This is a genomic window from Cyclobacterium sp. 1_MG-2023, assembly GCF_030546805.1.
Classification (GTDB): Bacteria; Bacteroidota; Bacteroidia; order Cytophagales; family Cyclobacteriaceae; genus Cyclobacterium.
In genome coordinates this window covers 1-26666 of sequence record NZ_JAUOPC010000027.1, presented here as the reverse complement: position 1 = coordinate 26666, position 26666 = coordinate 1, and the positions used below count along the sequence as shown (strand labels likewise).

At 33.4% G+C, this 26666-nt stretch carries 23 protein-coding genes; all 23 read left to right on the top strand.

Features of this window, described 5'->3' with window-relative positions:
- Positions 1-456: 456 nt before the first annotated feature.
- The 23 genes from Q4534_RS23440 to Q4534_RS23330 all read left to right on the top strand — a co-directional run bounded on the left by Q4534_RS23440 (position 457) and on the right by Q4534_RS23330 (position 26255).
- Positions 457-1755 carry a nucleotide sugar dehydrogenase gene (locus tag Q4534_RS23440; RefSeq protein ID WP_303615595.1) on the top strand — a complete coding sequence of 433 codons (1299 nt, stop codon included), beginning with the start codon at positions 457-459 and terminating at the stop codon, positions 1753-1755.
- 56 nt (positions 1756-1811) lie between these two features.
- Entirely contained in the window at positions 1812-2864 is a 1053-nt protein-coding gene (locus tag Q4534_RS23435; protein WP_303615594.1) for an SDR family oxidoreductase, read from the top strand.
- 275 nt (positions 2865-3139) lie between these two features.
- Entirely contained in the window at positions 3140-4165 is a 1026-nt protein-coding gene (locus Q4534_RS23430) for an NAD-dependent epimerase/dehydratase family protein (protein ID WP_303615593.1), read from the top strand.
- Between the two features lie 311 nt (positions 4166-4476).
- Positions 4477-6027, top strand: a complete 1551-nt coding sequence (locus tag Q4534_RS23425; RefSeq protein WP_303615592.1) for an oligosaccharide flippase family protein — start codon at positions 4477-4479, stop codon at positions 6025-6027.
- Positions 6024-7097, top strand: coding sequence for an NAD-dependent epimerase/dehydratase family protein (locus tag Q4534_RS23420; RefSeq protein WP_303615591.1), 1074 nt, complete (start codon positions 6024-6026; stop codon positions 7095-7097). The genes Q4534_RS23425 and Q4534_RS23420 overlap by 4 nt, the downstream gene beginning before the upstream one ends.
- Positions 7098-7113: 16 nt before the next feature.
- A complete protein-coding gene (locus tag Q4534_RS23415; RefSeq protein ID WP_303615590.1) occupies positions 7114-8850 on the top strand; it encodes a thiamine pyrophosphate-binding protein in 1737 nt (578 codons plus the stop codon).
- A 19-nt stretch (positions 8851-8869) separates the two neighbouring features.
- A complete protein-coding gene (locus Q4534_RS23410) occupies positions 8870-10015 on the top strand; it encodes a polysaccharide pyruvyl transferase family protein (protein WP_303615589.1) in 1146 nt (381 codons plus the stop codon).
- An 11-nt stretch (positions 10016-10026) separates the two neighbouring features.
- Complete coding sequence (locus Q4534_RS23405; protein ID WP_303615588.1) at positions 10027-11019, top strand: glycosyltransferase; 993 nt, start codon at positions 10027-10029, stop codon at positions 11017-11019.
- A 50-nt stretch (positions 11020-11069) separates the two neighbouring features.
- Positions 11070-12362 carry a hypothetical protein gene (locus Q4534_RS23400; RefSeq protein ID WP_303615587.1) on the top strand — a complete coding sequence of 431 codons (1293 nt, stop codon included), beginning with the start codon at positions 11070-11072 and terminating at the stop codon, positions 12360-12362.
- 8 nt (positions 12363-12370) lie between these two features.
- Positions 12371-13363: a hypothetical protein gene (locus tag Q4534_RS23395; protein ID WP_303615586.1), complete on the top strand. Its 993-nt coding sequence runs from the start codon at positions 12371-12373 to the stop codon at positions 13361-13363.
- 14 nt (positions 13364-13377) lie between these two features.
- The gene (locus Q4534_RS23390; protein WP_303615585.1) at positions 13378-14049 is read left to right on the top strand and encodes a CatB-related O-acetyltransferase; all 672 of its coding nucleotides are present in this window, start codon (positions 13378-13380) and stop codon (positions 14047-14049) included.
- Positions 14050-14056: 7 nt separating this feature from the next.
- Positions 14057-14632, top strand: a complete 576-nt coding sequence (locus Q4534_RS23385) for an acyltransferase (RefSeq protein WP_303615584.1) — start codon at positions 14057-14059, stop codon at positions 14630-14632.
- The gene (locus tag Q4534_RS23380; RefSeq protein ID WP_303615583.1) at positions 14625-15389 is read left to right on the top strand and encodes a glycosyltransferase family 2 protein; all 765 of its coding nucleotides are present in this window, start codon (positions 14625-14627) and stop codon (positions 15387-15389) included. Before Q4534_RS23385 ends, Q4534_RS23380 begins: the two co-directional genes overlap by 8 nt.
- 23 nt (positions 15390-15412) lie before the next feature.
- A complete protein-coding gene (locus tag Q4534_RS23375) occupies positions 15413-16567 on the top strand; it encodes a glycosyltransferase (RefSeq protein ID WP_303615582.1) in 1155 nt (384 codons plus the stop codon).
- Positions 16561-17115 (top strand): WcaF family extracellular polysaccharide biosynthesis acetyltransferase, encoded by a 555-nt coding sequence (locus Q4534_RS23370; protein ID WP_303615581.1) that lies wholly within the window; start codon positions 16561-16563, stop codon positions 17113-17115. The genes Q4534_RS23375 and Q4534_RS23370 overlap by 7 nt, the downstream gene beginning before the upstream one ends.
- A gap of 30 nt (positions 17116-17145) precedes the next feature.
- Positions 17146-18078: a hypothetical protein gene (locus Q4534_RS23365; RefSeq protein ID WP_303615580.1), complete on the top strand. Its 933-nt coding sequence runs from the start codon at positions 17146-17148 to the stop codon at positions 18076-18078.
- Positions 18079-18198: 120 nt separating this feature from the next.
- Positions 18199-18948 (top strand): glycosyltransferase family 2 protein, encoded by a 750-nt coding sequence (locus Q4534_RS23360; protein WP_303615579.1) that lies wholly within the window; start codon positions 18199-18201, stop codon positions 18946-18948.
- An 83-nt stretch (positions 18949-19031) separates the two neighbouring features.
- The gene (locus tag Q4534_RS23355) at positions 19032-19970 is read left to right on the top strand and encodes an NAD-dependent epimerase/dehydratase family protein (protein ID WP_303615578.1); all 939 of its coding nucleotides are present in this window, start codon (positions 19032-19034) and stop codon (positions 19968-19970) included.
- Positions 19971-20209: 239 nt separating this feature from the next.
- Positions 20210-21166, top strand: a complete 957-nt coding sequence (locus tag Q4534_RS23350; protein WP_303615577.1) for a glycosyltransferase family 4 protein — start codon at positions 20210-20212, stop codon at positions 21164-21166.
- Positions 21167-21373: 207 nt separating this feature from the next.
- Entirely contained in the window at positions 21374-22540 is a 1167-nt protein-coding gene (locus Q4534_RS23345; RefSeq protein ID WP_303615576.1) for a DegT/DnrJ/EryC1/StrS family aminotransferase, read from the top strand.
- A complete protein-coding gene (locus Q4534_RS23340; RefSeq protein WP_368509170.1) occupies positions 22485-23147 on the top strand; it encodes a sugar transferase in 663 nt (220 codons plus the stop codon). The genes Q4534_RS23345 and Q4534_RS23340 overlap by 56 nt, the downstream gene beginning before the upstream one ends.
- An 18-nt stretch (positions 23148-23165) precedes the next feature.
- Positions 23166-23744 (top strand): acetyltransferase, encoded by a 579-nt coding sequence (locus Q4534_RS23335; RefSeq protein ID WP_303615574.1) that lies wholly within the window; start codon positions 23166-23168, stop codon positions 23742-23744.
- Between the two features lie 588 nt (positions 23745-24332).
- Positions 24333-26255, top strand: coding sequence for a nucleoside-diphosphate sugar epimerase/dehydratase (locus Q4534_RS23330; protein WP_303615573.1), 1923 nt, complete (start codon positions 24333-24335; stop codon positions 26253-26255).
- Positions 26256-26666 lie beyond the last annotated feature (411 nt).

The window sequence follows — 26666 nt, the reverse complement described above, 5'->3', positions numbered from 1 at the left end:
ACATCTCATAAACGATCCTAAAAATGATTTACAGTTTATTCTCGATGTACTTCATTAAATAAAAATAGTTTACGAAAAAATCCCCCCTGCCCCCCTTAGAAGGGGGAGTTGTTGCAAATTGGATTCTAGACAAATTTGGGATAGTGAATATTTTTGGATTTATATACCTTTTAGCTGAGATAATCTTGATATTCCTAAAAGGAACGAAGAAGCCTGAAGGGCTGAAACTATAATAGCCGGGGGTGAAACCCCTGGTCAAAGGATCTAAATGAACTTGATTTTGGCGGTATTGTTGTTTTTTTTCGCAACAATGCTGACAAAATCCCTAAAGCTTCTCACTGACTAAAAAATAGATTTATAGGTACAAGCTGCACCCTCAAAAAAGGGATTTGGATTAAATTAATGTATATTTGCTGATTAATTATTTTATTCATTACACCTAAGATTTTTAACCTTATGAGTACTCCTTTAAAAGATGTAAAAATTGCTGTAATCGGATTGGGTTATGTAGGCCTTCCATTGGCAGTAGAATTTGCCAAAAAATTTCCTGTGATTGGTTTTGATATTTCTTCCGGAAGGGTAGAAGAACTAAATGGCGGGCATGATTTCACCTTAGAGGTGGAAGATAAAGATTTGCAAGCAGTTTTGGTTCAATCAAGCCCAAAGGAAAAAGGACTTTTTAACTCAAATGACCCGTCAGAGCTTGCTGATTGTCAGGTTTATATAGTGACCGTTCCCACACCTACAGATAAGCACAATCGTCCGGTATTGACCCCCATGCTTAAAGCTTCGGAGACCATTGCCCAATACCTTAAAAAAGGAGATGTGGTCATTTATGAATCTACGGTCTATCCTGGTGTGACTGAAGAAGAATGTGTGCCTTTGCTAGAAAAAATTAGCGGCATGACCTTTAATAAGGATTTTTATGCCGGCTATTCTCCTGAGAGAATCAATCCGGGAGATAAGGAACATACTGTTGCTAAAATTTTAAAGGTTACCTCCGGATCAACTCCGGAAATTGCAGAATATGTAGATAGCCTTTACAGAGAGGTAATTACTGCCGGTACGCACAAAGCGAGCAGTATCAAAGTAGCTGAGGCGGCCAAGGTCATTGAGAACTCTCAAAGGGATATCAATATTGCCTTTGTCAATGAGTTGTCAAAAATTTTCAATCTTTTGGAAATTGATACACAGGAAGTATTGGAAGCAGCTGGAACCAAGTGGAATTTTCTCCCATTTAGACCGGGCTTAGTAGGGGGGCATTGTATCAGTGTTGATCCCTTCTACTTGGCGCAGAAGGCTCAGGAAGTAGGGTATCATCCGGAGATTATTTTGGCCGGGAGAAGACTGAATGATTCCATGGGCAAACATGTGGCCACAGAAGTGATCAAGCATATGATGCGCAAGGATTTGAAAGTAATCGACAGCAAAGTTTTAATATTAGGCTTTACATTTAAGGAAGATTGTCCGGATGTTCGAAATACACGGGTCATTGACATATATACAGAATTAAGAAATTTTGATATGTCAGTGGAGGTGTATGATCCTTGGGCAAATCCGGAGGAAGTAAAACATGAATACGGTGTGGACATAATTGGCGGTAAGGACTGCCCTCCGCTCGAAGAATATTCTGCCGTAATATTGGCAGTGGCTCACAAAGAATTCAAAAAACTACCCATTGAAAAAAGCAAAGACTTGGTGGTGTACGATGTAAAAGCAGTATTGGACAAGAGTAAAGTAGATGCGCGATTGTAAAATTGTTATAGTCCAGATTCTTTTACTAGTAGAATAGAAATTGCGTTAATATATTTATGCCTTACGAGATTAAAAAGCAAAAAGTATTGGTAACCGGAGGTGCCGGTTTTATTGGGTCCAATTTAATAGACAGTTTGTTAAGCCATGACAATACTGTTATTTGTTTGGATAATTTTTCAACAGGTAGTATTCATAACCTTACAAGTGCTCAGAAAAACCCTAAATTTACACTTTTAGAAGGAGATATTCGAGACGGGGAAGTCTGTAAAAAAGCCGTGGAAGGTTGTGATTATGTGTTTCACCAAGCTGCCTTAGGCTCCGTGCCCAGATCCATTGCAGACCCCATTACCAGTACAGAGGTAAATATATTGGGTTTTGTTAATTTATTATTTGTTGCCCAGGAGGCCGGGGCCAAACGATTTATTTATGCGGCGAGTTCTTCAACTTATGGAGATCATCAGGCTTTGCCCAAGGTAGAGCATGTGATAGGGAATTCCCTTTCTCCTTATGCCATTACAAAGTATGTAGATGAATTATTTGCCAAAAACTTTTCAGACATTTATGGGATTGAAACTGTAGGATTGCGTTATTTCAACGTATTTGGCCGGCGTCAAGACCCCAATGGAGCCTATGCGGCGGTGATACCCAAATTTGTATCTAGCCTTTTGGCGCATAAAAGCCCTTATATAAACGGAGACGGGACCAATTCTAGGGATTTTACCTATATAGACAATGTGATTCAGGCTAACCAATTAGCGGCGGCTGTTCCCACCGAATTATTCAAGGAGCGAATGAAGGAATACCAAAGCAATATGGAAGGCGTTCCGGAAGTAATTGAAGAAGCAGCCATTTCCGAAGTATTCAATGTGGCCTTTGGTGAAAGAACCAGTTTAAATGAATTGGCAGAAGCCATAAAAAAAGGGCTATCCAAATATGACCCTGCAATTGCTGATATCTCTTTTCAATATGGTCCCAATAGACCGGGAGATGTGGCCCATTCCATGGCTTCCATACAAAAAGGAAAAAGTATTTTAGGTTATCAACCAAAATATTCATTTCAAACCGGACTTAAAGAAGCCTGTGCTTGGTATTGGGAAAACTTAAAATGAATAAAAGGTAACATTAAGCAAACAAAGGTTTATTGAATCATTATTAAATTTGAGAATTAGAGCAAAGGGAAAAAATATAGGCGAGATATAGCGCCTTAAATTTTCATTTTTTATTTGTAGGTGTTTAATTAAGGCCAAATTTAAAAACTATTTTTGCAAGCGCTTTTATTTGGTTTTAGATTGGCATATATTAAACAGAAATTTTGACTATTCTCCATATTTTAGTTGAAATTTTCACCTTCAAGGAATAGAAAACTAATATTCGATCTTTTGTAATGGTTAAAAATTCAAAAAAAATCCTGGTAACCGGTGCTGCCGGCTTTATTGGTTATCATCTATGCGAAAAGCTACTGTCAATGGGACATGAGGTGATTGGACTTGACAATATTAACGACTATTACGATATAGGATTAAAGTACGGTCGCTTAGAAAGGCTAGGAATTGGAGGAGAGGATAATATTGTTTATAACCAGATTGTCATTAGTGATAAACATGGCAAAAAGATGCAGTTTATCAAAATGAATTTAGAAGACAGAGAAAATCTTCCCAATTTGTTCAAGACCTATTCAATTGATATGGTTTGCAACCTTGCAGCTCAGGCGGGAGTGAGGTATAGTTTAGAAAACCCTTTGGCATATGTTGATAGCAACGTGTCAGGGTTTGTAAATTTATTAGAGGCCATGCATAATAATGGAGTGGACAAGCTTGTTTATGCGAGTAGCTCGAGTGTATATGGACTTAATGAGAAGGTACCTTTTGATACAAAAGACACTGTTGATCATCCCATAAGTGTTTATGCCGCCACCAAGAAATGCAATGAATTGATGGCGCATACCTATAGCCATTTATACGGAATCAAAACAATTGGGTTAAGGTTCTTTACCGTATATGGCCCTTGGGGAAGGCCGGATATGGCCATGTTCTTATTTACAGATGCTATATTGAATAACAGGCCGATTAAAATTTTTAATGAAGGCAAATTGTCACGTGATTTTACCTATGTAGATGATATAGTCAATGGGGTGGTAGCCACTTTGGAAAAGGATTCGGGACAGCTTTATTCATTGTATAATATAGGAAATGGTACCCCTGTGAAATTGCTTGATTTTATTGATGCCATAGAGGTGGAAACAGGGTTAAAATTTATCCGTGAAATGTTACCCATGCAACCCGGAGATGTTGAAAAAACATGGGCTGATACCAGCGCATTGGAAAAAGATTTTGATTACAAACCCTCTACAAAAATACAGGAGGGGGTTAAAAATTTTATTGATTGGTATAAATTATATTATAAGAAGTAAAATTGGAAATAATATACCAGATTAAATTTATGCAAGATTTCAAGAAGTACGTAAATATAGAGTAAAGGAATAATTTGGATTCAATTTAATAATGATATATTCATTTTATTTTTCTTAAACTAAAGTTGCCTATCATTTAAATCTCTTTGGTTTTAAATTGTTTACCATTTTTAGGATTCAAATATTTAAATTTTAGAAATTAAAATTGTTATATCATAGGTTTACAATTATTAAATTCCTTCTATAAATTATTACAATTTTTTCCTTAATTCATTTAAGATGAATTAAGTTGACAGGTTCTAGATAAGTTAATGACAGTAGAAACAACATCGCAACGCAATAAGCGTATAGCAAAAAATACACTTCTTCTTTATGTTCGGATGATCATTTCAATGGGTGTTTCCCTGTATTCAGTTCGAATTGTCTTAAATACACTTGGTGTTGAGGATTATGGGTTATACAATGTTGTGGGAGGTGTAGTCGCACTTCTTAGTTTTTTACCAGGATCCATGGCTTCTGCTACCCAACGTTTTTTTTCACATGCACTAGGAGAGGATAACCAGGAAAAACTAAATAGAATTTTTGGGGTGAATTCATTCATTTATCTTGGAATAGGAGTTTTGGCCTTTCTTATCTTAAATACTGGTGGTGTGTGGTTTGTGGAAAACCAACTGGAAGTGCCTGAAGGTAGGCTTGACGCATTGGTTTCTCTATTTTATATAGCTGTTATTACTTTTGTAATATCCATTATTAAATCACCAATGATGGCTATTATTATTGCCCATGAGGACATGAAAATTTATGCCTATATGGCAATTTTGGAAGCACTTCTTAAATTAGGAGTTGTCTTTTTATTAATATATATACCTGGGGATAAAATTATTATTTACGGATTTTTATTAATGGGAGTTTCAATTATTGATACTACAGTATATTCAATCATTTGCTTCAATAAGTATATTGAATGTCGATTTAAGAATATTCGATGGGATTATATGTTGGCAAAACAAATAATAGGTTTTACTGGTTGGACCTTATTTGGTCAATTAACCACAGTAGCTAGAGGAGCTGCACTTACTATTCTTTTAAATCAATATTTTACTCCTGTTGTTGTAGCTGCCAGAGCAATTGCTGTAAATATTGCAGGACAATCTAACTTACTTGCTGCTCAATTTAATACTAGCCTATACTCACCCATAATAAAATCTTTTGCTGCAAATAAAAAGAAAGAGATGTATGATCTAGTAATTATTGGGTCAAAAGCTACTTTTTTCCTTATGTGGATCTTGGCGTTGCCTATTTTTATTGAAATGAAAAATATTCTTGGTATTTGGCTTAAAAACACTCCAATACATACAGTTGAATTTGCTAGATTGACTTTGGTTGAGGGCCTAATTTTTGCTATTAGTTTACCATTAACTACGGCCGCAAGAGCACCAGGTAAAATGGCGGCTTATGAAACTATCTTGGGTATATTGCAATTTAGCATATTAATTATTTCATGGCTATTACTAATTGCAGGTTGGGGACCTAAAACTGTTTTTTATGTTGCTATTGCTGTTAACATGGTGATGTTTTTTGTTCGGTTAATCATTGTTAGTAGTTTAACAGGATTACCTGTAAAAGGATATCTTAAGGGAACAATTCCTGAGATTTTATATGTGATATTTGTTTCGGCTTCGCTATCCTTTTTAGTAGCATATCTTTTACCTGAAGGATTTGTATTTTTTGCCTTAACAGTTATTACAACAGTTGTAGTTACTGCGATAGCGATATTCTTTTTAGGCTTACCCATCCCGGTAAGAATAAAGCTATTAGATTTTATTAATTATAAAATTGGTAAATTAACAAAAAGAATATGAAGATATTAATATTGGGTGGTACGGGTGCTATGGGGGTTCATTTAGTGGAGTTACTATCAAAAAATGAATCTTATGATATCTTTGTCACTTCTAGGTCAGATAAGAAATCTAAAGAAACTAATATTAATTTTTGTAAAGGAAATGCTCGTGATATTGAATTTATTCGATCTCTTTTGCAAGAAAAATGGGATGTTATTGTTGATTTTATGCTTTATTCAACTGACATGTTCGAACAACGTGTGGATTTGTTTTTAAATGCATCAAATCAATATCTTTATGTTAGTTCTGCTAGGGTTTATGCTAATAATGAAGGTTTGATTAATGAACAATCTTTGCGTTTATTGGATAGTATTACTGATCAAAAATATTTATCAACTGATGAGTATGCTCTTTCAAAAGCTCGACAAGAAAATTTATTGTTTAAAAATATTTTGAAAAATTGGACGATTATTAGACCATATATTACCTATAATTCCGATAGATTGCAATTAGGTGTATTCGAAAAGGAAGATTGGCTTTACAGAAGTATGAAAGGGAGGACAATTGTTTTTTCAGAAGATATATTCAAAAAATTTTCTACATTAACCCATGGCTTAGATGTAGCAAAAGGAATTGCTAGTTTAATAGGTGATCCATCTGCACATGGAGAAGCTTTTCATATTACCAGCAATGAATCTAAAACTTGGGGTGAAATTTTAAATATTTATCTCGATGTATTAGAAAATAAATTAGGTTTCAGACCAAAATTTATGTTACAAAATATGGAAGAATTTCTTAGCCATAATCATGCTAAACATCAAATTATTTATGATAGAATATATGACAGAATGTTTAATAATAACAAGATTTCTAAATATATAGAAGTTAATGATTTTTATTCCATTAAAAATGGTATAGAAAATTGTATTGATCTTTTTCTTATTTCGCCTAATTTTAAAAGAATTGATTGGGTTAAAGAAGCTATTAAAGATAGGTCTACTAAAGAACACGCCTCAATTAGTGAAATGTCAAATACTAAAGATAAAATTAGATATTTTGTTTATAGGTATTTAATTAAGAAAAAATTATAACATTTAATTTATTATCATGGCAAAGTATTACACGAATGAAAAAAATGCACAAATAATAATTGCATTATTAAAAAAACATGGTATACGTAAAGTAGTCGCTTCAGCAGGCACTACTAATATGGCCTTAGTTGGCAGTATGCAATATGATCCTTTTTTTGAGATGTACTCCTCAGTAGATGAACGGTCTGCAGCTTATTTAGCTTGCGGTTTGGCTACAGAGTCTGGCGAACCTGTAGTAATAAGTTGTACAGGTGCAACAGCTTCAAGAAATTATATGCCTGGATTAACAGAAGCTTTTTATAGAAAATTACCAATTTTAGCAATAACTTCTACTCAACATATTTCGAAAATAGGACACCATGTTGCACAGGTTATAGATAGAGGTTCAATACCTAATGATGTTGCAAATCTTAGTTTATTGTTGCCTTCAGTAAACAATTCAGAAGATTTTTGGGATTGTGAAATGAAAGTTAATCAAGCCATCCTTGAGTTGAAAAGAAGAGGCGGGGGGCCCGTCCACATCAATTTAACTACAAGTTATGGAGGTTTTGATACCACAGAATTACCAAAGGTTAGGTCTATAGATAGAATTTGCTTAACCGATGATTTTCCGCAATTACCTAAAGGAAGAATTGGAATTATAATAGGTTCTCATAAAATTATGTCTAAAGGACTTATAGCCTCTATAGATAAATTCTGTGAATCGAATAATGCAGTAGTATTCTGTGACCATACTAGTAGCTACAAAGGTGAATATAGAGTTCAATATTCATACGTAGCTGGTCAAAGTATGAGGCCTTCCACAGTCAGTGAATTGAGGTTGATGATTCATATTGGCGAAGTTACTGGAGACTATTATTCAATAACAATGAAGGCAAATGAGGTTTGGAGAGTTAGCGAAGATGGTGAAATTAGAGATACTTTCAATAAGTTAAGTAATATTTTTGAAATGCCTGAACAAAGCTTTTTTGAATATTACGCTAAAGAATCTAAGGTAGAGAATACATTTTTAAACGAATGTAAGCAAAACTTGGTTAATTTAAGAAAAAAGCTTCCTGAAGTAACATTTTCGAATGTGTGGTTGGCTTCAAGAATGGCTCACCTTATTCCTGAGAACTCAGTTGTCCATTTCGCTATTCTCAATAGTTTACGTGCTTGGAATTTATTTGAACTTCCTAAATCAGTGTCTTCTATGTCTAATGTTGGAGGATTTGGAATAGATGGGTGTATATCTACATTAATTGGTGCATCATTTGTAAACAAGAATAAAATTTATTACTGTGTTACAGGTGACTTAGCTTTTTTTTATGACATGAATGTATTAGGTAACCGGCATTTAGGAAGTAACATAAGAATTTTAATGGTAAATAATGGTGTAGGTACTGAGTTTAGACAATATAGACATCATGCATTTAGTTTTGGAAAAAAAGCAGATGATTTTATCGCAGCAGCAGGTCATTATGGTAACAAATCGCCTGTATTAGTTAAAAGTTATGCAGAATCATTAGGATTTGAATACTTATCTGCTTCAAGTAAAGAAGAATTCGACAAAGTTTATGAAAAGTTTTTATCTGCTGAATTAACAAATAAACCAATGCTCTTTGAGGTATTTACTAATGATGAAGATGAAAGTAAGGCTCTTGAAACAATTCTTAATGTTGAAGAAAACGTAAAAGGTAAAGCTGTTAAAGTTGCTTCTCAAATTTTAGGTAAAGGCGGAATAAGCAAGCTTAAGAAAATTATTAATAAATAGGAATAATCTTTAAAGAATTATGAAAATTGGCATTCTTACTCAACCTCTTCATACCAATTATGGAGGCTTACTTCAAGCATATGCACTTCAACAAATTCTTATAAAGGAATTTGGAGCTAATCCTAAAACTATAAACATTCAAATGAATGTTACTTTCAAAACTAAGTTAAAGGGATATATAAAAAATTTTGCTAAGAAGTATATTTTGTTTCAGAAAAATGTTAATATTTTCTCATTTAGGCCTACCGAAAATCAAAGAAAAATTATTGCTAAGCATAGTGATAATTTTATTGAAAATAATATTTCAGTTACTGAGAAAATCCTAAGGTATGATATTAAATCTTTAAAGAAATATAATTTTGATGCATATATCGTTGGTAGTGATCAAGTCTGGAGGCCGAAATATTCACCAAATATTTTTACATATTTTCTCGAATTTTTGAAAGATAATAATGCTGTAAAAAAACTATCATATGCAGCATCTTTTGGTGTTGATCGTTGGGAGTATTCTATTAGCCAATCTCAAAAGTGTAGTGAGTTGGCAAAGAAATTTAATGCTATATCTGTTAGGGAAGATGCCGCAATTGATTTATGTAAACGTAATTTGGGAGTAACAGCAGAAAAAGTATTAGACCCTACATTATTGCTTGATGCGGAAGCATATAAGGAAATTATAGATGAGTCTAAAACTAAAAGAGATGAAGAAGATTTTGTTATGTTTTATGTTTTAGATCCTAACTTATTGAAAGGAGCTTTGGTTGCTGAAATTAGAAAAAAACTCAATTTTTCATTTTTTCAGATTATGCCTAAACCTTTTACTAAAGAGAATGTTAGAAATATTGACGATTGTGTTTATCCTCCTGTATCCAGTTGGTTAGAAGGCTTTTATAAAGCGAAATATGTTGTAACTGATTCTTTTCATGGTACAGCTTTTTCGATCTTGTTCAATAAACAATTTATAGCATTAGGCAATGTTCAACGGGGAATGAGCAGGTTTAAATCTATTCTTAAAATGTTTGGTTTGGAAGATAGACTTGTCACCAATTTAAAACAAATTGAAAATGGTATTCTTGATAAGAATATAGATTTTGAAAGTGTAAATAATATTTTAAAAAATGAAAGAAATAAATCTATTAATTTTTTAAGGAAAAACTTATTTAAATAGATAAGTTAACTATGAATAATAAAGAACTTTTAAGCATTATTGTTCCTGTTTACAATGCTAATTCCTATCTTGACAAAACACTAAAAAGTGTTTTGTCTCAGTCGTATAGAGATTATGAATTGATTTTTGTTAATGATGGGAGTAATGATGGATCTTTAGAAACCTTATTGAGATTCAAACTTTCAGATTCTAGGATTAAAGTTTATTCTCAGAAAAACAAAGGTGTAACCTCTGCAAGAAAACTTGGTTGGTTAAATTCTAAGGGGACTTATATCGTATTTTTAGATGCAGATGACTCATTCTGTGCGAACAGTCTTAAGGTTCTCATGGAAAATGCGTTAGAGGGCGATTTTGATATTGTTAATGGATCTTTTAAAAGTATCCCAAGTGGTAGATTTTGGGAGAATAAACCGACAGGAATTCTTTCAAAATATGACTATCTTAATAGTTTGCTTTTTGGAAAAACTTTTGGTGTTCTGTATGCCTCTGTTTATAAAAAAGAAATATTTAAAGAATCAACATTTTCATTTGATAGTTCAATTAGTGTGGGAGAAGATGTTTTAATGAATTTGGAATTATGCAAAAGAGCTTTAAATATTAAAAATATAAAAGACTTGGTTTACAATTATACAGATGATAATGATGGATCTGCAATGAATATTACTATTAGGCATCCTTCTTATTATTTCAGGTATAATAAAATAAGAGATCGCTTAATTAAAGAGATTGATAAAGAATTTTATTATAGTATAAAGGATACTATTAGTGTGATAGACAATAGAGTAATAGTACGATCTTTTTTCTCTCCATTTATTCCATACGATGAGGGTTATTACCATAAGATAAATAAAATGTTAGGTTATTGTGGGGATAAATTTAATTTACAGTATTTTCTCAGAAATAAAATTTTAGCCAAAACTGCAAAGGTTGTAATTAATTTCTTTCATTCTATTAGGGAGTTGCGTTTTACAAAGGATAAGAGTAACAGAAAAATTATTTATTAATTTATATTTCAGTAGAAAAATTTAAGTCTGTATTATACGTATTTAAAAGTATGGCAATAAATAATTTCCCATTGTTAAATTATAGAAAATTCTCTAGCCTTACAATTATTTTTTCTTTAATTCCTGCCTTATATGTTACTATTTTTCCAGGTAAAAGTGCCTTGATTTCAGTTATTTGTTCTTATCCATTAATTGTACTTTTATTAATTCATTCTAAAAAAAGTTTTCATTCTAAATTCGATAGTGCTATATATGTTAACATCTTTTTATTATATAATATTATCGTTTTATTTAGAGGGGTATTAAATGCAAAAAGTGATGAAGATTGGAGAGCTTTTTTTGTAATAGATATTCCTATTTATTTATTTGTTCATTTTACTATGTATTTGGCTTATAATAAAAATTCAATAATTAGTGCATTTAGTTCATTCTTATCTTATGGTTTAATTATTAGTGCTTTAATATTTTTTCTTCCTTTTAAATATCAATTTGGTTTTCCAAAAGCGGTATCACCTGTTTATATACTTTTATTTATTATCCCTTATTTAAGTAAAAAATATGCTTTATTTATTTTGTCTCTAGCGTTTATTTCTTTATTTAGTGATTTAGATAGCAGGTCAAATGTTTTAAATATAGTTATTGCTATACTTATTGTTATTACTTTTTATTTTAAGAATAGATTTTTAACTATTTCTATTATTAAACAGGTACGCAAAATTATTTTAACTGCTCCTGTTCTTTTGTTAATACTTGGTGTATATGGTGTTTTTAATATTTTTCTTATTGGTGATTATTTATCTTCAAATGAAGAAAGTGTTGAAGATATATTGGTTGATTCAAGAACAGGTATTTATACCGATGTATTCAATCAATTGGATAAAGATAATATGGTTCTCTTTGGATTAGGTGCCTCTGGAAAGACCGAAACCTATTTAGTAGATCTTTTATCTATAGATTTTTCAGAAATTTATAAAGAAGGTAGGCGTGGTACAGAATCTGGTATGCTTAATTATATTCAATGGGGTGGTGCTATAGGTGGGATTTTGTATTTTTTACTTTTTGTTAAAGGCTCTTACTATGGTATTTATCGATCTAACAATTGGTTTTGTGTTATGGTAGGGCTTTGGGTTGCTTATAAAGGATTGTTCTCATTTATTGAAGATCGTCCAAATTTTTCTATTGATTCAATATTTATATTTTTTGCTATTGGAATGTGTTTGAATAAAGAACTTAGAAATTTTTCAGATGTGGAATTAAAAATCTTATTTGAAAGGATGATTAGAAAGACCTTTATTTTAAGATTTTTGAATTCTAAATATAGATTTTATGTTTTGGATAAATAAATATAATAATGAACGTTAAAGATGTTTTAATAAAAGGAATTAAAAAATCGTATCATGTTTTATTTGGACGTACGTTTATTAATCCTTCTTGTGATTTAAATAGGCAATCTGCAAATGATAAAATTTTTGAGATATTATCTAAAGAGGAACCTTGCATGATAGCCAGGTTTGGTAGTACCGAATTAATAACAATTAATAATTATCTTTGTATTCGAAAGGAGGACAATTATTTTAAAAAAATAGGTCATTATATCACCGATAAGACTCATTTACCTTGGTGGCAAAAGGAAAACTTTAAATTTATGGATGTTTTCTCTGGCGTTTTTCCACCTACTGAAGAAACGATGGTAAGATTCTCTCAAAGGTATTTAAATGATATTCCATTAATCGATATCTTAGGCTCATGGCAATATTATGAAAAATTTATGCCCTTAAGGTCAGATGTAAAAAATATACATTTAGAAACCTTATATCCATTTTTTGTCGATAGCCCATGGACTAGAGTCCTTAAAGGTAAAAAGGTTTTAATTGTACATCCTTTTGAGGATACCATTGTTTCTCAATATTCGAAAAGAAATGAATTGTTTAATAATCCTGATGTTTTACCTGATTTTGAATTAATAACTTTAAAAGCAATACAGTCTGCTGCTGGTATTAAATCTCCCTATAAAGATTGGTTTGAAGCGCTACGGACTATGGAAAATCAGATATCTGAAATCGATTTTGATATTTGCATTTTAGGATGTGGTGCATATGGATTACCTTTAGCGGCATATATTAAGAGGTTAGGCAAAAAATCCATTCATTTCGGTGGCGGATTACAACTTTTATTTGGTATTAAAGGTAAAAGATGGGATAATCCTGATTATTTAAAACTTTATAATATTCCTGAATTTTATTCTGAATCTTATAAATCTCTTTATAATAATAATTGGACTAAACCCCTTGATTCTGATACTCCCAAATCAGCTTCAAAATTAGATGGGGCTACTTATTGGTAAATTATTCTTCAATTATGCTATCTTTACTAAATAAAATATTTAAGTATTTCATTTTTCACTTAAAGGATTTATTGTCTCCTATCAAAACTATCGTTAAATATCCCCATGTTTTTATCCAAGGGAAAGTTATTATTAGTAATTCTAATATCTCTAAATATGTGAAAGTTTTTAACAATTCAAAAATTAGTAATTCAAAAATTGATTCCTATTCTTATGTAGGGATTAATTGTAAAGTTATGAATGCAGAAATTGGAAAGTTCTGTTCTATAGCCCCTGATGTCAAAATTGGGTTAGGTATTCATCCTACCAATCTTATTTCAACTTATCCGGGTTTTTATTCAAAAAATGCAAGTGGATCATTTAAATTTAATGAAAGTGATGCCATCATAGAACATAAGTCTATAACCATTGGTAATGACGTTTGGATTGGTGATGGAGCTAAAATTATTGATGGTATTAATATTGGTAATGGGGTTATAATTGCGGGTGGTAGTTTTGTTACTAAGGATGTTCCTGATTATGCAATTGTTGGAGGTGTTCCGGCAAAAATAATTAAATTTAGATTTACTGAGGATCAAATCGAACAATTAAATCTCATTAAATGGTGGGAATATGATGTTAATCATTTAAAGAGTAAAGCTAATTTATTTTTAAATAGTAATAGATTCTTTAAAGAGTTTAAATAAGTTCTATATGCATTTTATTATTAAATTAATTTATTTTATTGTCAATAAAATTAAATTTAATCGAAATAAAATTATTCTGGGTAAAGACCCTATTTTTAATGGTGTTTTATTTGTTCATAATCTAGGTGATATCAAGATAGGTAATAAATTTAAAGCCACCTCTGGTAGTCGCTATAACCCAATAGGCGGTGATCATATTCTAAGGTTGGTGTGTAGGCCTAATGCCAAAATTTATATTGGTCACAATGTAGGAATTTCTAATTCTTCATTTTTTATTTCTAATGAACTTTTTATTGGTGATAATGTACTTATAGGGGGTGGATGTAAAATTTGGGATTCTGACTTTCATTCTATTGATTCTTATGAGAGAAATTTTAACGGTGATAATAATGTGATTTCCAAACCTATTTTCATCGATAAATGCTGCTTTATAGGAGCTAGTTCAATTATTTTGAAAGGTGTAACTATAGGAGAAAACTCCATTGTTGGAGCGGGTAGTGTAGTGACTAAATCGATTCCACCAAATGAAATTTGGGCTGGTAACCCTGCAAAAAAAATTAAATCACTTAATATCAATGAATAAACCCCTTATCAGTATTATTACAGTAACATTCAATGCTGAAAAAGTTTTGGAAGAGACTATTTTAAGTGTTATTGATCAAAAGTACGATAATATAGAACATATTATCATAGATGGAGGATCAACAGATGGTACCCTGGATATTATCAGAAAATATGATAGTCATATTTCATATTGGATTAGTGAACCTGACAATGGCTTGTATGATGCGATGAATAAAGGGATCAAAGTAGCTCAAGGTGATTGGTTGAATTTTTTAAATGCAGGAGATAATTACTCATCTATGGATGTTTTAAAAGATTTGTTTTCAACACCTGTTGATTCAACTCTAGTTTATGGAGATATTAATATTGTTTTTCCTGATAATACTACCAAATATCATAAAGCTGTCGAATTACAAAGTGATAAATCCATTATGCACGGAATGTTGGTTTGCCACCAAGCCATTTTTTATCATAAATCTATTATAATACCATATGATAGTGCGTTAAAGTTAAAAGCTGAATGGAAACATCTTGTTGAAATTACTAGATTGGAATCCTTTAAAGCTAACCATTTTCATTTTCCTATTGTAGATTATAGGATAGGCGGTGTGGGAGCTATTAAATATAATTTAAATTTTAAGGAATATAAGAATGTCTTTATTGAATTATTCGGATATAAATTGTTTTTTTTAAATATTACATTTTTTGGTGAAAGGAAACTTCGCTGTTTAGTTAAAGATTTTTTAAGTTTATTTGGATATAAAGTTGTTCGATAGTATATGTTTATTTTTGTTTTTATATGTCTCAATTACGTTTATTAATTTCATACGATTATTTTACTCCAGCGTATAAAGCTGGCGGGCCTATTAGATCTATTGATAACCTTGTTCAATTGCTAGGGAATGAGATATCTATATTTATAATTACTAGTAATCAAGATCATGATGGAACTGTATTGGATGTTCCTTCTAATAGTTGGGTTCAATATACCGATAACTGTTCTGTTATTTATTTGGATTCCTCATCTAGAAATTATAAATCTATTAAAATGGTTTTAAATGAGATACACATAGATCTTATTTATATTAATGGAATTTTTTCTCTTTTTTCTACGATTAATTTGCTTCGATTTAGCAAAAAAGAAAAAATTAAAGTTTTGATTGCCTCAAGAGGAATGTTACAGCAAGGAGCACTCGCAATTAAAAGTGTAAAGAAAAAACTTTTTTTATTTTTTCTTAATAGGTTTTTTATAAAAAATAATCCATTAGTTTCTTGGCATGCTACTGATGAGCAAGAATCATTGGATATCCATGAAAATTTTGGAAATAATCAAGTTGTAAGTATCATTGGTAATGTTCCACTTTTTACAAATGATAAATCCTCATTTCTTGATTATTCCGAATCTGTCCGATTTATAACTATTTCCTTAATCGCACCTAAAAAAAATCATATTTGGTTTATAGAATCTCTTAAGCGGATTTCTTTTTCTGATAAATCAATTATATATGATATATATGGACCTGCGAATAAAGAATATCTCGATCTTATTCTATTAGCTGCTAAGGATCTTCCTGATAATGTATCAGTTAATATATTTCCTGCTCTTTCTCCCAATCAAGTTCAAAGTACCTTAAAAAGGTATCATTATTTTGTTCTACCTACATTTGGTGAAAATTTTGGTCATGCTATCTTTGAATCTTTTAATTCTAGTCGTCCTGTACTTATTTCTGATAAAACTCCGTGGCGAAATTTAGTTGATAAAAATGCTGGATGGGACCTTCCTCTAAATCATAAGGTTTGGGATGAAACACTTACCGAAATTTTGGAAATGGAAAGTAAACAATATGATTTACTTTGTAAAGGAGCAAGAACTATAGCTATACATTATATTGAGTCTAAAAACCTTAAAGTTCAATATTTAAAAATGTTTAATACTGTTAATAATTCATGTTAAACTCATCAGATCTTTCTAAGTACGATAACAGCTGGTACAATCCGGGTGGAAATTCTTTTAAAAGAATTTTATGGTATTATACTAATATTGTTTTTTTTATAAATCCTTTAAATCCATTTAGCTCCTTAAAGATTTTTTTATTAAGATTATTTGGTTCTAAAGTTGGGGAAGGAGTTAGAATTAATCCTTCTGTTAATATCAAATATCCTTGGTTATTAGAAATTGGCAATTATACTTGGATTGGTGAGAAAGTTTGGATTGATAACCTCCACTTGGTTAAGATTGGGGACAATTGTTGTATTTCCCAAGGAGCTATGCTTTTAACAGGTAATCATAATTTCAAAAAATCTTCCTTTGAGCTAATTGTTAAAAATATAACTTTGGAAGATGGGGCTTGGGTTGGCGCCCAATCGACTGTTTGTCCCGGAGTTATTTGTAAATCTCATAGTATTTTAACCGTAGGTAGTATAGCAACTAAAGATTTAGATGAGTACGGTATTTATCAAGGTAATCCCGCTTCCAAAATTAGAAAAAGGATAATTAACTAATATAAAATTCATTTTTAAATTTATATGAGCATGAAAAGAAATGTAATCCTTCTTTCTTTGGTATTTTTGTTTTTTGCTACACTTATAGAACTTGGTTTGCGAATTTTATTTGGATTTGGATATCCTCCACTTTATATCTCCGATGATCAATTTGAATATATACAAGCTCCCAATCAAAACCTAATTAGATTTGGAAATAAATACTTAGTTAATGGTTATTCTATGCGGAGTAAACCACTTAAAAATAAAGATAGTATCAATATTTTAGGTTTAGGTGATTCAGTATTAAATGGTGGAGTATTAACCACCCATGACAGCTTAGCTACTTCCCTATTAGAAAATAGATTTTCGTTAGATTTTGACACCAATATTAGGGTGTTAAATGTTTCTGCTGGTAGTTGGGGAACTGATAATGCGATGGCGTATTTAGATAAGTATGGGGATTTTAATGCTTCATTGATTTTTTTGGTTATAAGTAGTCATGATTTATACGATGTTATGGATTTTCAACCTGTCGTAGGTAATCACCTTTCGTACCCAGAAAAAAAACCTTTATTTGCTATTCAAGAACTTGTTTATAGGTATTTAATACCTCGAATTAAAAGATACTTGAAATTAGATTTATCCGATGATTTTAAATTAGGTATTAATCAAAAAAGCAAAGTGATTAATCCTGGTCATCAAGCCATTATTGATTATTGTAATTTAAAAGAAATTCCTCTTTTGGTTTATTTGCATTCCGAAATTGGGGAACTTGAAAATCATGAATATAATGATAATGGTAAAAAAACTATTGATCTGTTAAATCATAGAAATGTTAAATTTATTTCCAGTTTAAATACACCGATGGACAAAAGTTGTTATAGAGATTTTATTCATTTAAATGAAAAAGGTCAACGTATTTTAGCCGAATCTTTATATTTAGGGATTAGACCTCATTTGGATTCCATAGTTGGAAATTAGCACAGTTTACTTGCATAGATTTATTAATTATTTAGTTTTTTTTAAGTAAGTTTCTGGTCTTTTTTTAAATAGATTTTAATGAAAATATTTCTCTAAGTCAACTCTTAAAACTTCATTAAATTGAAAATCAGCTTAATTACCGTTACCTATAATTCAGCCAAAACCTTACAGGATACCATTAGTTCTGTAGCACAGCAAGAATACCCTGATATTGAATATATCGTGGTGGATGGAAATTCGAAAGACAATACTGTTGATATCATTAAAGAAAATGAATCCACCGTTAGCAACTGGGTTTCGGAACGTGATAAAGGCATGTATGATGCCATGAACAAAGGAATTAAAATGGCCACAGGTGATGTGGTTGGTATTCTCAATTCTGATGATTTCTTCTTTGATACCAAAGTACTTGCGGAGATTGCTAACGCTTTCCATTCTCCTTCTACGGATGCCGTGATTGGAGATATTGTATTTGTGGATGATGAAGATGAAAACAAAATCATTCGTCGGTATTCCGCCAAAAAATGGAAGCCCTCTAAATTTGCCTGGGGTTATATGCCTCCCCATCCTTCCTTTTTTGTTAGGAAAGAATTTTTCGATAAACTCGGAGCGTATAAAACCGATTATAAAATTGCTGCAGATTATGAATTACTTATTCGCTTTCTATTGAAAGGGGGTATAAATTGGAAATATTTACCCATTGTCACCACTAAAATGCGTATGGGAGGGCTAAGTACACAGGGCTTTCAAAGTTTGGTTACCCTGAATAAGGAAATTGCACGTGGATGCAAAGAAAACCAAGTGTACACCAACCCGGCCATGATTTATTCAAAATACCTTTTTAAACCCTTTGAATTTATATTTAAGTAAGCATGCCCTGATTGCAGATTTGATTTAAATCAGTTAAAAAATCAATCAGCTTTAATTTCAAGGTAAACCCTTCTCAAAGCATCATGAATACTACTTCTTCTATTCTAATTACCGGTGCTACCGGTTTTGTTGGTCAAAATCTTCGTGAATATTTAGTAGCTGAAGGTAGAGAGGACATTGTCTCTCTTTCTAGGAGTAATACAAAGGGTCAAGAAAAAGTATTGACCTATGATCAGTTTTTTGCTGATGCTACTTGTTCGGCAACTCATTATGTACACCTGGCAGGTAAAGCACATGACCTTAAAAATACAAGTGATGATCAGGCCTATTTTGATGTCAATTATGGTTTGACTAAAAAGTTATATGATAAATTTTTGGCTGATTCCGAAGCAAAGAATTTTATTTTTATCAGCTCGGTTAAGGCATGTGCGGATGAGGTAGATGGGGTGTTAACAGAAGAAAGTCCCTGTAAACCCATTACAGCTTATGGCAAATCAAAGCTTCAAGCCGAAACGTATATTTTAGAGAATCTTCCTAAAGACAAGCAGGTGTATATTCTTCGTCCATGTATGATTCATGGCCCGGGAAACAAGGGTAACCTTAATTTACTCTTTGCCTTTGCCAAAAAAGGGCTACCTTTTCCCTTGGCGGCATTTGACAACCAACGTTCTTTCTTGTCTGTGGATAATCTTTGTTGGGTAATCTTAAAATTGATTAGCGGGGATATTCCCTCAGGCGTTTATCAAGTGGCAGATGACGGGACCTTTTCCACCAATGATTTGATTCGGTTGATGGCAGATGCTTTAGGGAAAAAAGCTAGGCTTTGGGCCATACCGGCTAACCTAATTTCTGCTTGTGCAAAGGTAGGGGACAAGTTGCATTTACCACTTACCTCTGAACGGCTTCAAAAATTAACTGAATCCTATAGAGTATCCAATCAAAAGATTGTCAGCAGTATAGGAGAGCCAATGCCAATAAGTGCTGAAGACGGTTTAAAAAAGACTTTTAAAGCTTTTATCTAGCTTAAATTATAAAATAATGTCATCAATTCCTTTAAGAATTTTCTCTTAGTTTTAATGTGATGGTTTATAATTGTTACTGGTAATGTTTTTATAAAAAAATAATTTCATTTACGCTAAACCCCGGCAATTTCTTTGAAAAGGCCGGGGTTTTTTTTGCTCGGATAGGTGATCTTAGCAACCAATTTTGACCTAATTTTTTTAAAGATTCCTTATATTTGTCCTTCTAAAACCAAATTTTTATGTACTATATCATTGTTTTTCTATTGCTTTTAGTTGCCCAGTTGCTTTACTTTATTATTGCTAAAAAGTTTAGCATTATTGATAAACCCAATGAACGCTCTTCGCATACCAAACCTACCATTAGAGGGGGAGGAGTGATTTTTGTTTTGGCTGTCTTACTCGCCTGGATCATGGGTGTAGCTAGCTGGCCCTTGGCTTTGGGAATTGTTTTGGTAGGAGCCGTAAGTATGGTGGACGATATTCGTCCATTGCACCAATTGCCTAGAATCTCTGTGCATTTATTGGCTACAGGACTTTTGATCTATGACATCAGTCAAGGAACTTCTTTGGGTTTATGGATTCCCGTTTTGTTCTTTCTATTGATAGGATGGACCAACTTATTCAATTTTATGGATGGGATCAATGGCATTACTGTTTTGTATGCCTTGGTGGCTTTGATTACTTTTTATCAGCTTCCCGCACTTGAAGGGGATCAGGAATTGATTGCCTTAGTAGGTATTTCTTCTTTGGTTTTTGCTTGGTTCAATGTCCGGAAAAAGGCCAAAACTTTTGCGGGTGATGTAGGCAGTATCAGCATGGCCATGGTGCTGGGCTACCTAATGATTAAGGTTATATTTATTACCCAAAATCCGTTTTACCTATTCTTCTTTAGCCTTTACGGAATAGATGCTTGCATGACCATTTTTATTAGGTTGTCCAAGAAAGAAAATATTTTCAACCCCCACCGTACTCACCTGTATCAGTACCTGGCCAACGAAAAAGGTTTCTCTCATTTGTCCATTTCTTTTGCTTATGCAGGCCTGCAACTGCTCATCAATTTGGTATGGATTTATGGAGTAGGTTTGTCAGAAATTAACTGGCTTGCCGGCTTGGTGTTTGTGGCAGTTTTGATCCCACTTTACTTTGTTTTAAGGAAATTTGCACAACCTGCGGAAAATAATTTAAAAACATCGTAAAAATTATATATTTGAAAATTTAACCCCAATTTTGTTTTGAATTGGAAAAAATGTCGGTGCAATAAGTAAAAATGTATTTACAATTTTACCATGATTTTTAGGTGAAATATTTTTTTTTTGGCTGCAAAAATTCCTTTTGGTATTGATGGTTAATCGCTTAGATTTGTATACAACCGTTGCTTTAATCCAGCTAGCAAACAGTATCAAATGACCAACGAAACAGGTAAAATTTATTTGTCATCTCCTCAATTTACCGGTGAAGAAATTGAGTTTGTAAACGAGGCTATAGCTCAAGAAGATATTGCAACGAATGGCATTTTTATAAAGCAGTTTGAGGAACAGATAGAAAATAAATTCAATACTCCTTATGCAGTAGCCCTAAATTCCGGGACCTCTGCCATCCACCTTTCCTTACACCTGCTAAGGGTAGGGGTAGGTGACGAGGTGATCTGTCAATCTTTCACTTATATCGCTACCACCAATCCAATTTTGTATTTGGGAGGGACGCCCATCTTCGTAGACAGTGAAAAGGATACTTGGAACATGTGTCCCAAAAGTCTTGAGCTTGCGATAAAAGATCGTTTGGCCAAAGGGAAAAAGCCCAAAGCCATAATCGTAGTCAACCTCTTCGGCATGCCTGCCAATTGGCCTGAGATATCCAGAATTTCTCGTCAATATGACATTCCTGTTTTAGAGGATGCTGCTGAATCTGTTGGATCCAAAATTGGGGAGCAGTTTACAGGTACTTTTGGAGATTTGGCCATTTACTCTTTCAATGGAAATAAAATCATTTCTACAGGAGGGGGTGGGGCACTTTTGACAAACAATAGGTTTTGGGATAAAAATGCCCGTTACCTTTCTACCCAAGCTAAATTGGATTTCCCTTATTTCGAACATATGGAAATGGGGTTTAATTATAAAATGAATAACCTCTCTGCCGGCATAGGGCTGGCTCAGTTGGCAGTTCTGGATGAAAGAATTGAGAGAAGAAGAAGTATTTTTAATTACTATAAAGCGCATTTGGAAATGCTTCCCGGCATTTCATTTCTAAATGAACCACAGGGTTATTTTTCCAATAGATGGTTGACTACCATGATTCTTGACCCGACCATGACAGGCTTTCAGGCAAGTGATTTGAGAGAATTGCTTTTGGCTGAAGAAATTGAATCAAGGTTTTTGTGGAAACCCATGCATTTGCAGCCCATGTATCGCAGTGCGCCCTTTTATGGAGGAGAAACGGCAGAGAAATTGTTTTTAGATGGAATATGTCTGCCTAGTGGCACCGGTTTGTCATATGAACAATTGAACAGGGTGATACATGTTGTTTTCAGGTTGCACAAAGAGGTGGTCTGGAACGCAGAGAAATCTGTTTAATCATACTGCAATGGGCAAGCGAATTTTTGATCTCTTCGTTTCTTTTGTTTTGCTTTTACTTTTTTTGCCGCTTATGCTGCTTATTGCTCTTTTGCTCCTTTGGGAATTTAAGGGTAAAGTTTTTTTTATTCAATCGCGCTCGGGCAAAATGGGAAAACCATTTAAATTGCTAAAATTTAAAACCATGGCTGACCAATGTGGTCCGAATGGATTACCTTTGGCCGATGAATTGCGATTGACCTCAATCGGAATTGCGCTTAGAAAAACTTCTCTTGACGAACTGCCTCAATTGATCAATGTGCTGAAAGGAGAAATGAGCCTGGTAGGTCCAAGGCCCTTACTGCCGGAATATCTTCCCCTTTACTCTGAAGAGCAGAACAAGCGACATGAGGTGTTGCCCGGTATTACCGGCTTGGCACAAGTTAAAGGGAGAAACAGTATAGATTGGTCAACAAAGTTTAAATATGATGTTTGGTATGTTCGGAATCACAATTTTTTTCTTGACTTAAAAATCATGTTTTTGACCATAAAACCTTTGCTTTACCGAGAGAATGTCGATTTTCAAAACGAGGTAAGCACAGAGAAATTTACCGGAACACAACTATAACCCTATAATAAAAATTACATGTATATATTTGGTGCTTCAGGGCATGCAAGAGCCATTATTGACATATTAGACCCTAAAGTGAAAGTTTCCGGGGTATTTGATGATAACTCCAATATTGATAAAATACTAGACTTTCCGGTAAGTGGGCCTGTTCCGGATAATTTTGAATTTGATGCGCCTTTGTTCATTGCCATAGGTAGCAATAAGGGGAGAAAATTTTTGTATGAGAAGTTCAGCCCAAGGACCAACTTTGGAACCATCATTCATGAATCGTCCCTGATTAGCCGGTATACTACCATAGGAGAAGGTACAGTAATTATGGAAAGGGCAATCGTTAAAGTAAATAGCCATATAGGCAAGCAGGTGATCGTAAATACTGCTGCTTCTGTGGATCATGATTGCGTCGTTGGAGACTTTGTACATATCGCTCCTCAAGCGACGCTATGTGGAGGAGCTGAAATCGGAGAAGGCAGCCTTGTGGGTGCAAACAGCACAGTTCTTCCCGGTGTGAAAGTGGGTAAATGGTGCACCATAGCTGCCGGAGCTGTGATCAGCAAAGACCTTCCTGACGGAGCTTCTCAAAAAGGGTATGGATAAGTTGCATCAATCAACTTTTCCCTTCAAAATTGAAGATGTATGCTATGCCCCCATAGAAGTAGTCCTTGTTTTGATTTTTCTTTGAATTAGAAAATTTACTGTGTCTAAATAAAGATACTCTTTGGAGAAAAACCTTATCTTTGTATAAGAAAGTTAATCGAGTAACAGCTTGAAAAAAAATAGTGATTTCCTTCTGCGCTGAACCCCGCGGCAGGAACAAGCAGCCTAGTGAGTGCGTGAATGGGGCATTTGTTCTTTTCCAGTATTCTGAATTCTTGTCTTTGGTTGAGCGTGTTGTGGTATGGTCTTGATTTTAATTGAGAAGTGCTGTGTCTACCTACAGGTATTGGCATTCTCTCATCGGACAATAGCTACATATTGAATGTAACAGTTACTATAGGTGCGAAAACTTATGGGCTTTCCTTAATTTGAGCAAGGCCTCATGCGAAAATTGCATTAGCAAAAAGTTGGCTTATCTCAATTGAATCAAAGTTACGCTGTAAAGGATTCAATTGTTTGCTGTCTTGCTGTATATTCGGAATATTTATTGCTACTGTTTTATAATAAACCTTAAATAAACTTTAAAAAGTGTTGGTATCAAAATTAAATCCCCTCAGGAAATTTTTAGAGGATGATCGTCATATTCACCCCTTGGTGATTTTGTCGGTGGATATCCTAATTGTATTTATTTCATTTTCTTTGGCTTACCTAATTATTGGAGGATTTGGTTTTGATCAGATAGATTTTGTTCAATACCTTATGGTTACGACCAGTATTTGTGTCATAGCCCTACCGGTGATTTATTTTTCTAAATTGCATACAGGACTTCTAAGGTATTCAAACACTGCTGATCTTTTTCGAATATTTTTGGCAACCATTATTTTTTCCTTACTCTTTATAGTATTTTACTTCGGGCTTGGACATAGGTGGATTGCATTGAATTACAGCTTTATAATGTTGGTGATGCTGGTCAATTTTTTTATTACTTCCACATTGCTTATTGCCTTTAGGTTATTGGCCAAATCAACTTACCTTAGTTTGGCAAACAAGTTTTCAAATAAAGCCATTCACAAAGTGTTGATTTTTGGAGCTGACCAAAACGCCGTATTGGTAAAACAAGCATTGAGTAATGACCCGGACCTTAACTATGTAGTTGAAGGTTTTTTGAGTTCCGATAGAACCATGCTAAACAATTACTTGGAGCAAAAGAAGGTTTACCACATGAAAGACCTTCCCAAGCTAAAAAAGCAAAAAGACATCAAGGAATTGTTGATTACCAATGAGAATTTAAATGAGAGGGAAAAACGCGTAGTTATTGAACGTTGTATTCGTTTGGGGATAAAGGTGTTGACCATACCTGCGGCAAAAAATTGGCTGTCAGGGGAGTTGTCCAGTAAGCAAATTAAGAAACTTCGCATTGAAGATTTACTGCAACGTAAACCCATTGTCATAGATCAACGGAAAGTGAAAAGCGACCTTGAGGGAAAGAAGGTTTTAGTAACAGGGGCGGCAGGCTCTATTGGGTCTGAAATTGTTCGTCAAGTGCTTTCTTATAAACCTTCCTTGTTAATTTTATGTGACCATGCTGAATCACCCTTGCACGAGGTACAATTGGCCATGGAAGATGAATTTCCTGATGCTAAAATGGAAGTAGTTTTGGCCGATGTAAGCAATTATGAGCGGATGCATAAGTTGTTTAATGTATGTAGACCGCAGATCGTTTACCATGCAGCTGCCTACAAGCATGTGCCAATGATAGAAAACAATCCGTTTGAAGCCATATCTGTCAATGTGGGTGGAACAAGGAATATTGCAGATCTGGCCGTATTCTTTAAAGTAGATAAGTTTGTCATGGTCTCAACCGATAAGGCTGTTAACCCTACCAATGTCATGGGGGCTTCAAAAAGGCTTGCTGAAATTTATACCCAATCACTCAATGGATTGGAGACCTGTAAAACTAAGTTTATCACCACCAGGTTTGGCAATGTTCTGGGGTCTAATGGGTCTGTAATTCCGAGATTTCGTTCCCAGATAAAAAAAGGCGGGCCAATTACAGTTACTCATCCGGACATTACTCGGTACTTTATGACCATTCCTGAAGCTGTACAACTGGTATTAGAAGCAGGAACCATGGGAAAAGGAGGGGAGATTTATGTGTTTGATATGGGTAAGCCAATTAAAATCGTGGACTTGGCAAAGAAAATGATCCAGCTTGCCGGCTTAGAAGAGGGCAAAGACATTGATATTGTATTTTCAGGCCTACGTCCGGGAGAAAAGCTTTATGAAGAATTGCTTTCCTCTGCAGAATTAACCGTTCCTACCCATCATCACAAAATTAGTATCGCCAAGGTACTGAAATATCCTTATACAGAAGCCGATGTCAGAATTACCGAATTATTGGTAGTAAACAAACACCATGACAATGAGGCGGTCGTAAAGAAAATGAAGGAGATTATCCCTGAGTTTAAGAGTAAAAATTCAATTTATGAAGGCCTGGATAAAACAGGTTGATTTATAGGGCTTAGGCCCTTTTTTTATTCTAAGTCAATTCCAGTAGCCCTTTGGTATTTGTAGAATTAAATTATTGGGATTGCCTTGCTCTGAATCTTAGTAGTACATAAAGTACCATTCAGCAAACCCAGCTCTTGGAGTTTCTGTTTTATAATGAAATACTTCTTAAACCTTCTTATAGCTTGCTACCAGTCATTGAACCTACAAGTGTTAAGAAAAGATTAATTTATTGGGTGCTTCTTGCGTGTTTTTTGCGAAAAAAATTACAGGCGGAACTGGATGAAGGGTGGGGTCAAATTTAAACCTAAGGATTAAGATTGTTGCAAATACCACCTGATTATTCCGACAAAAGTATACCAGCATTCCGCGGCAAAGTATACCAGTCTTTTCTCTGGCATCTTAATCCTTAAA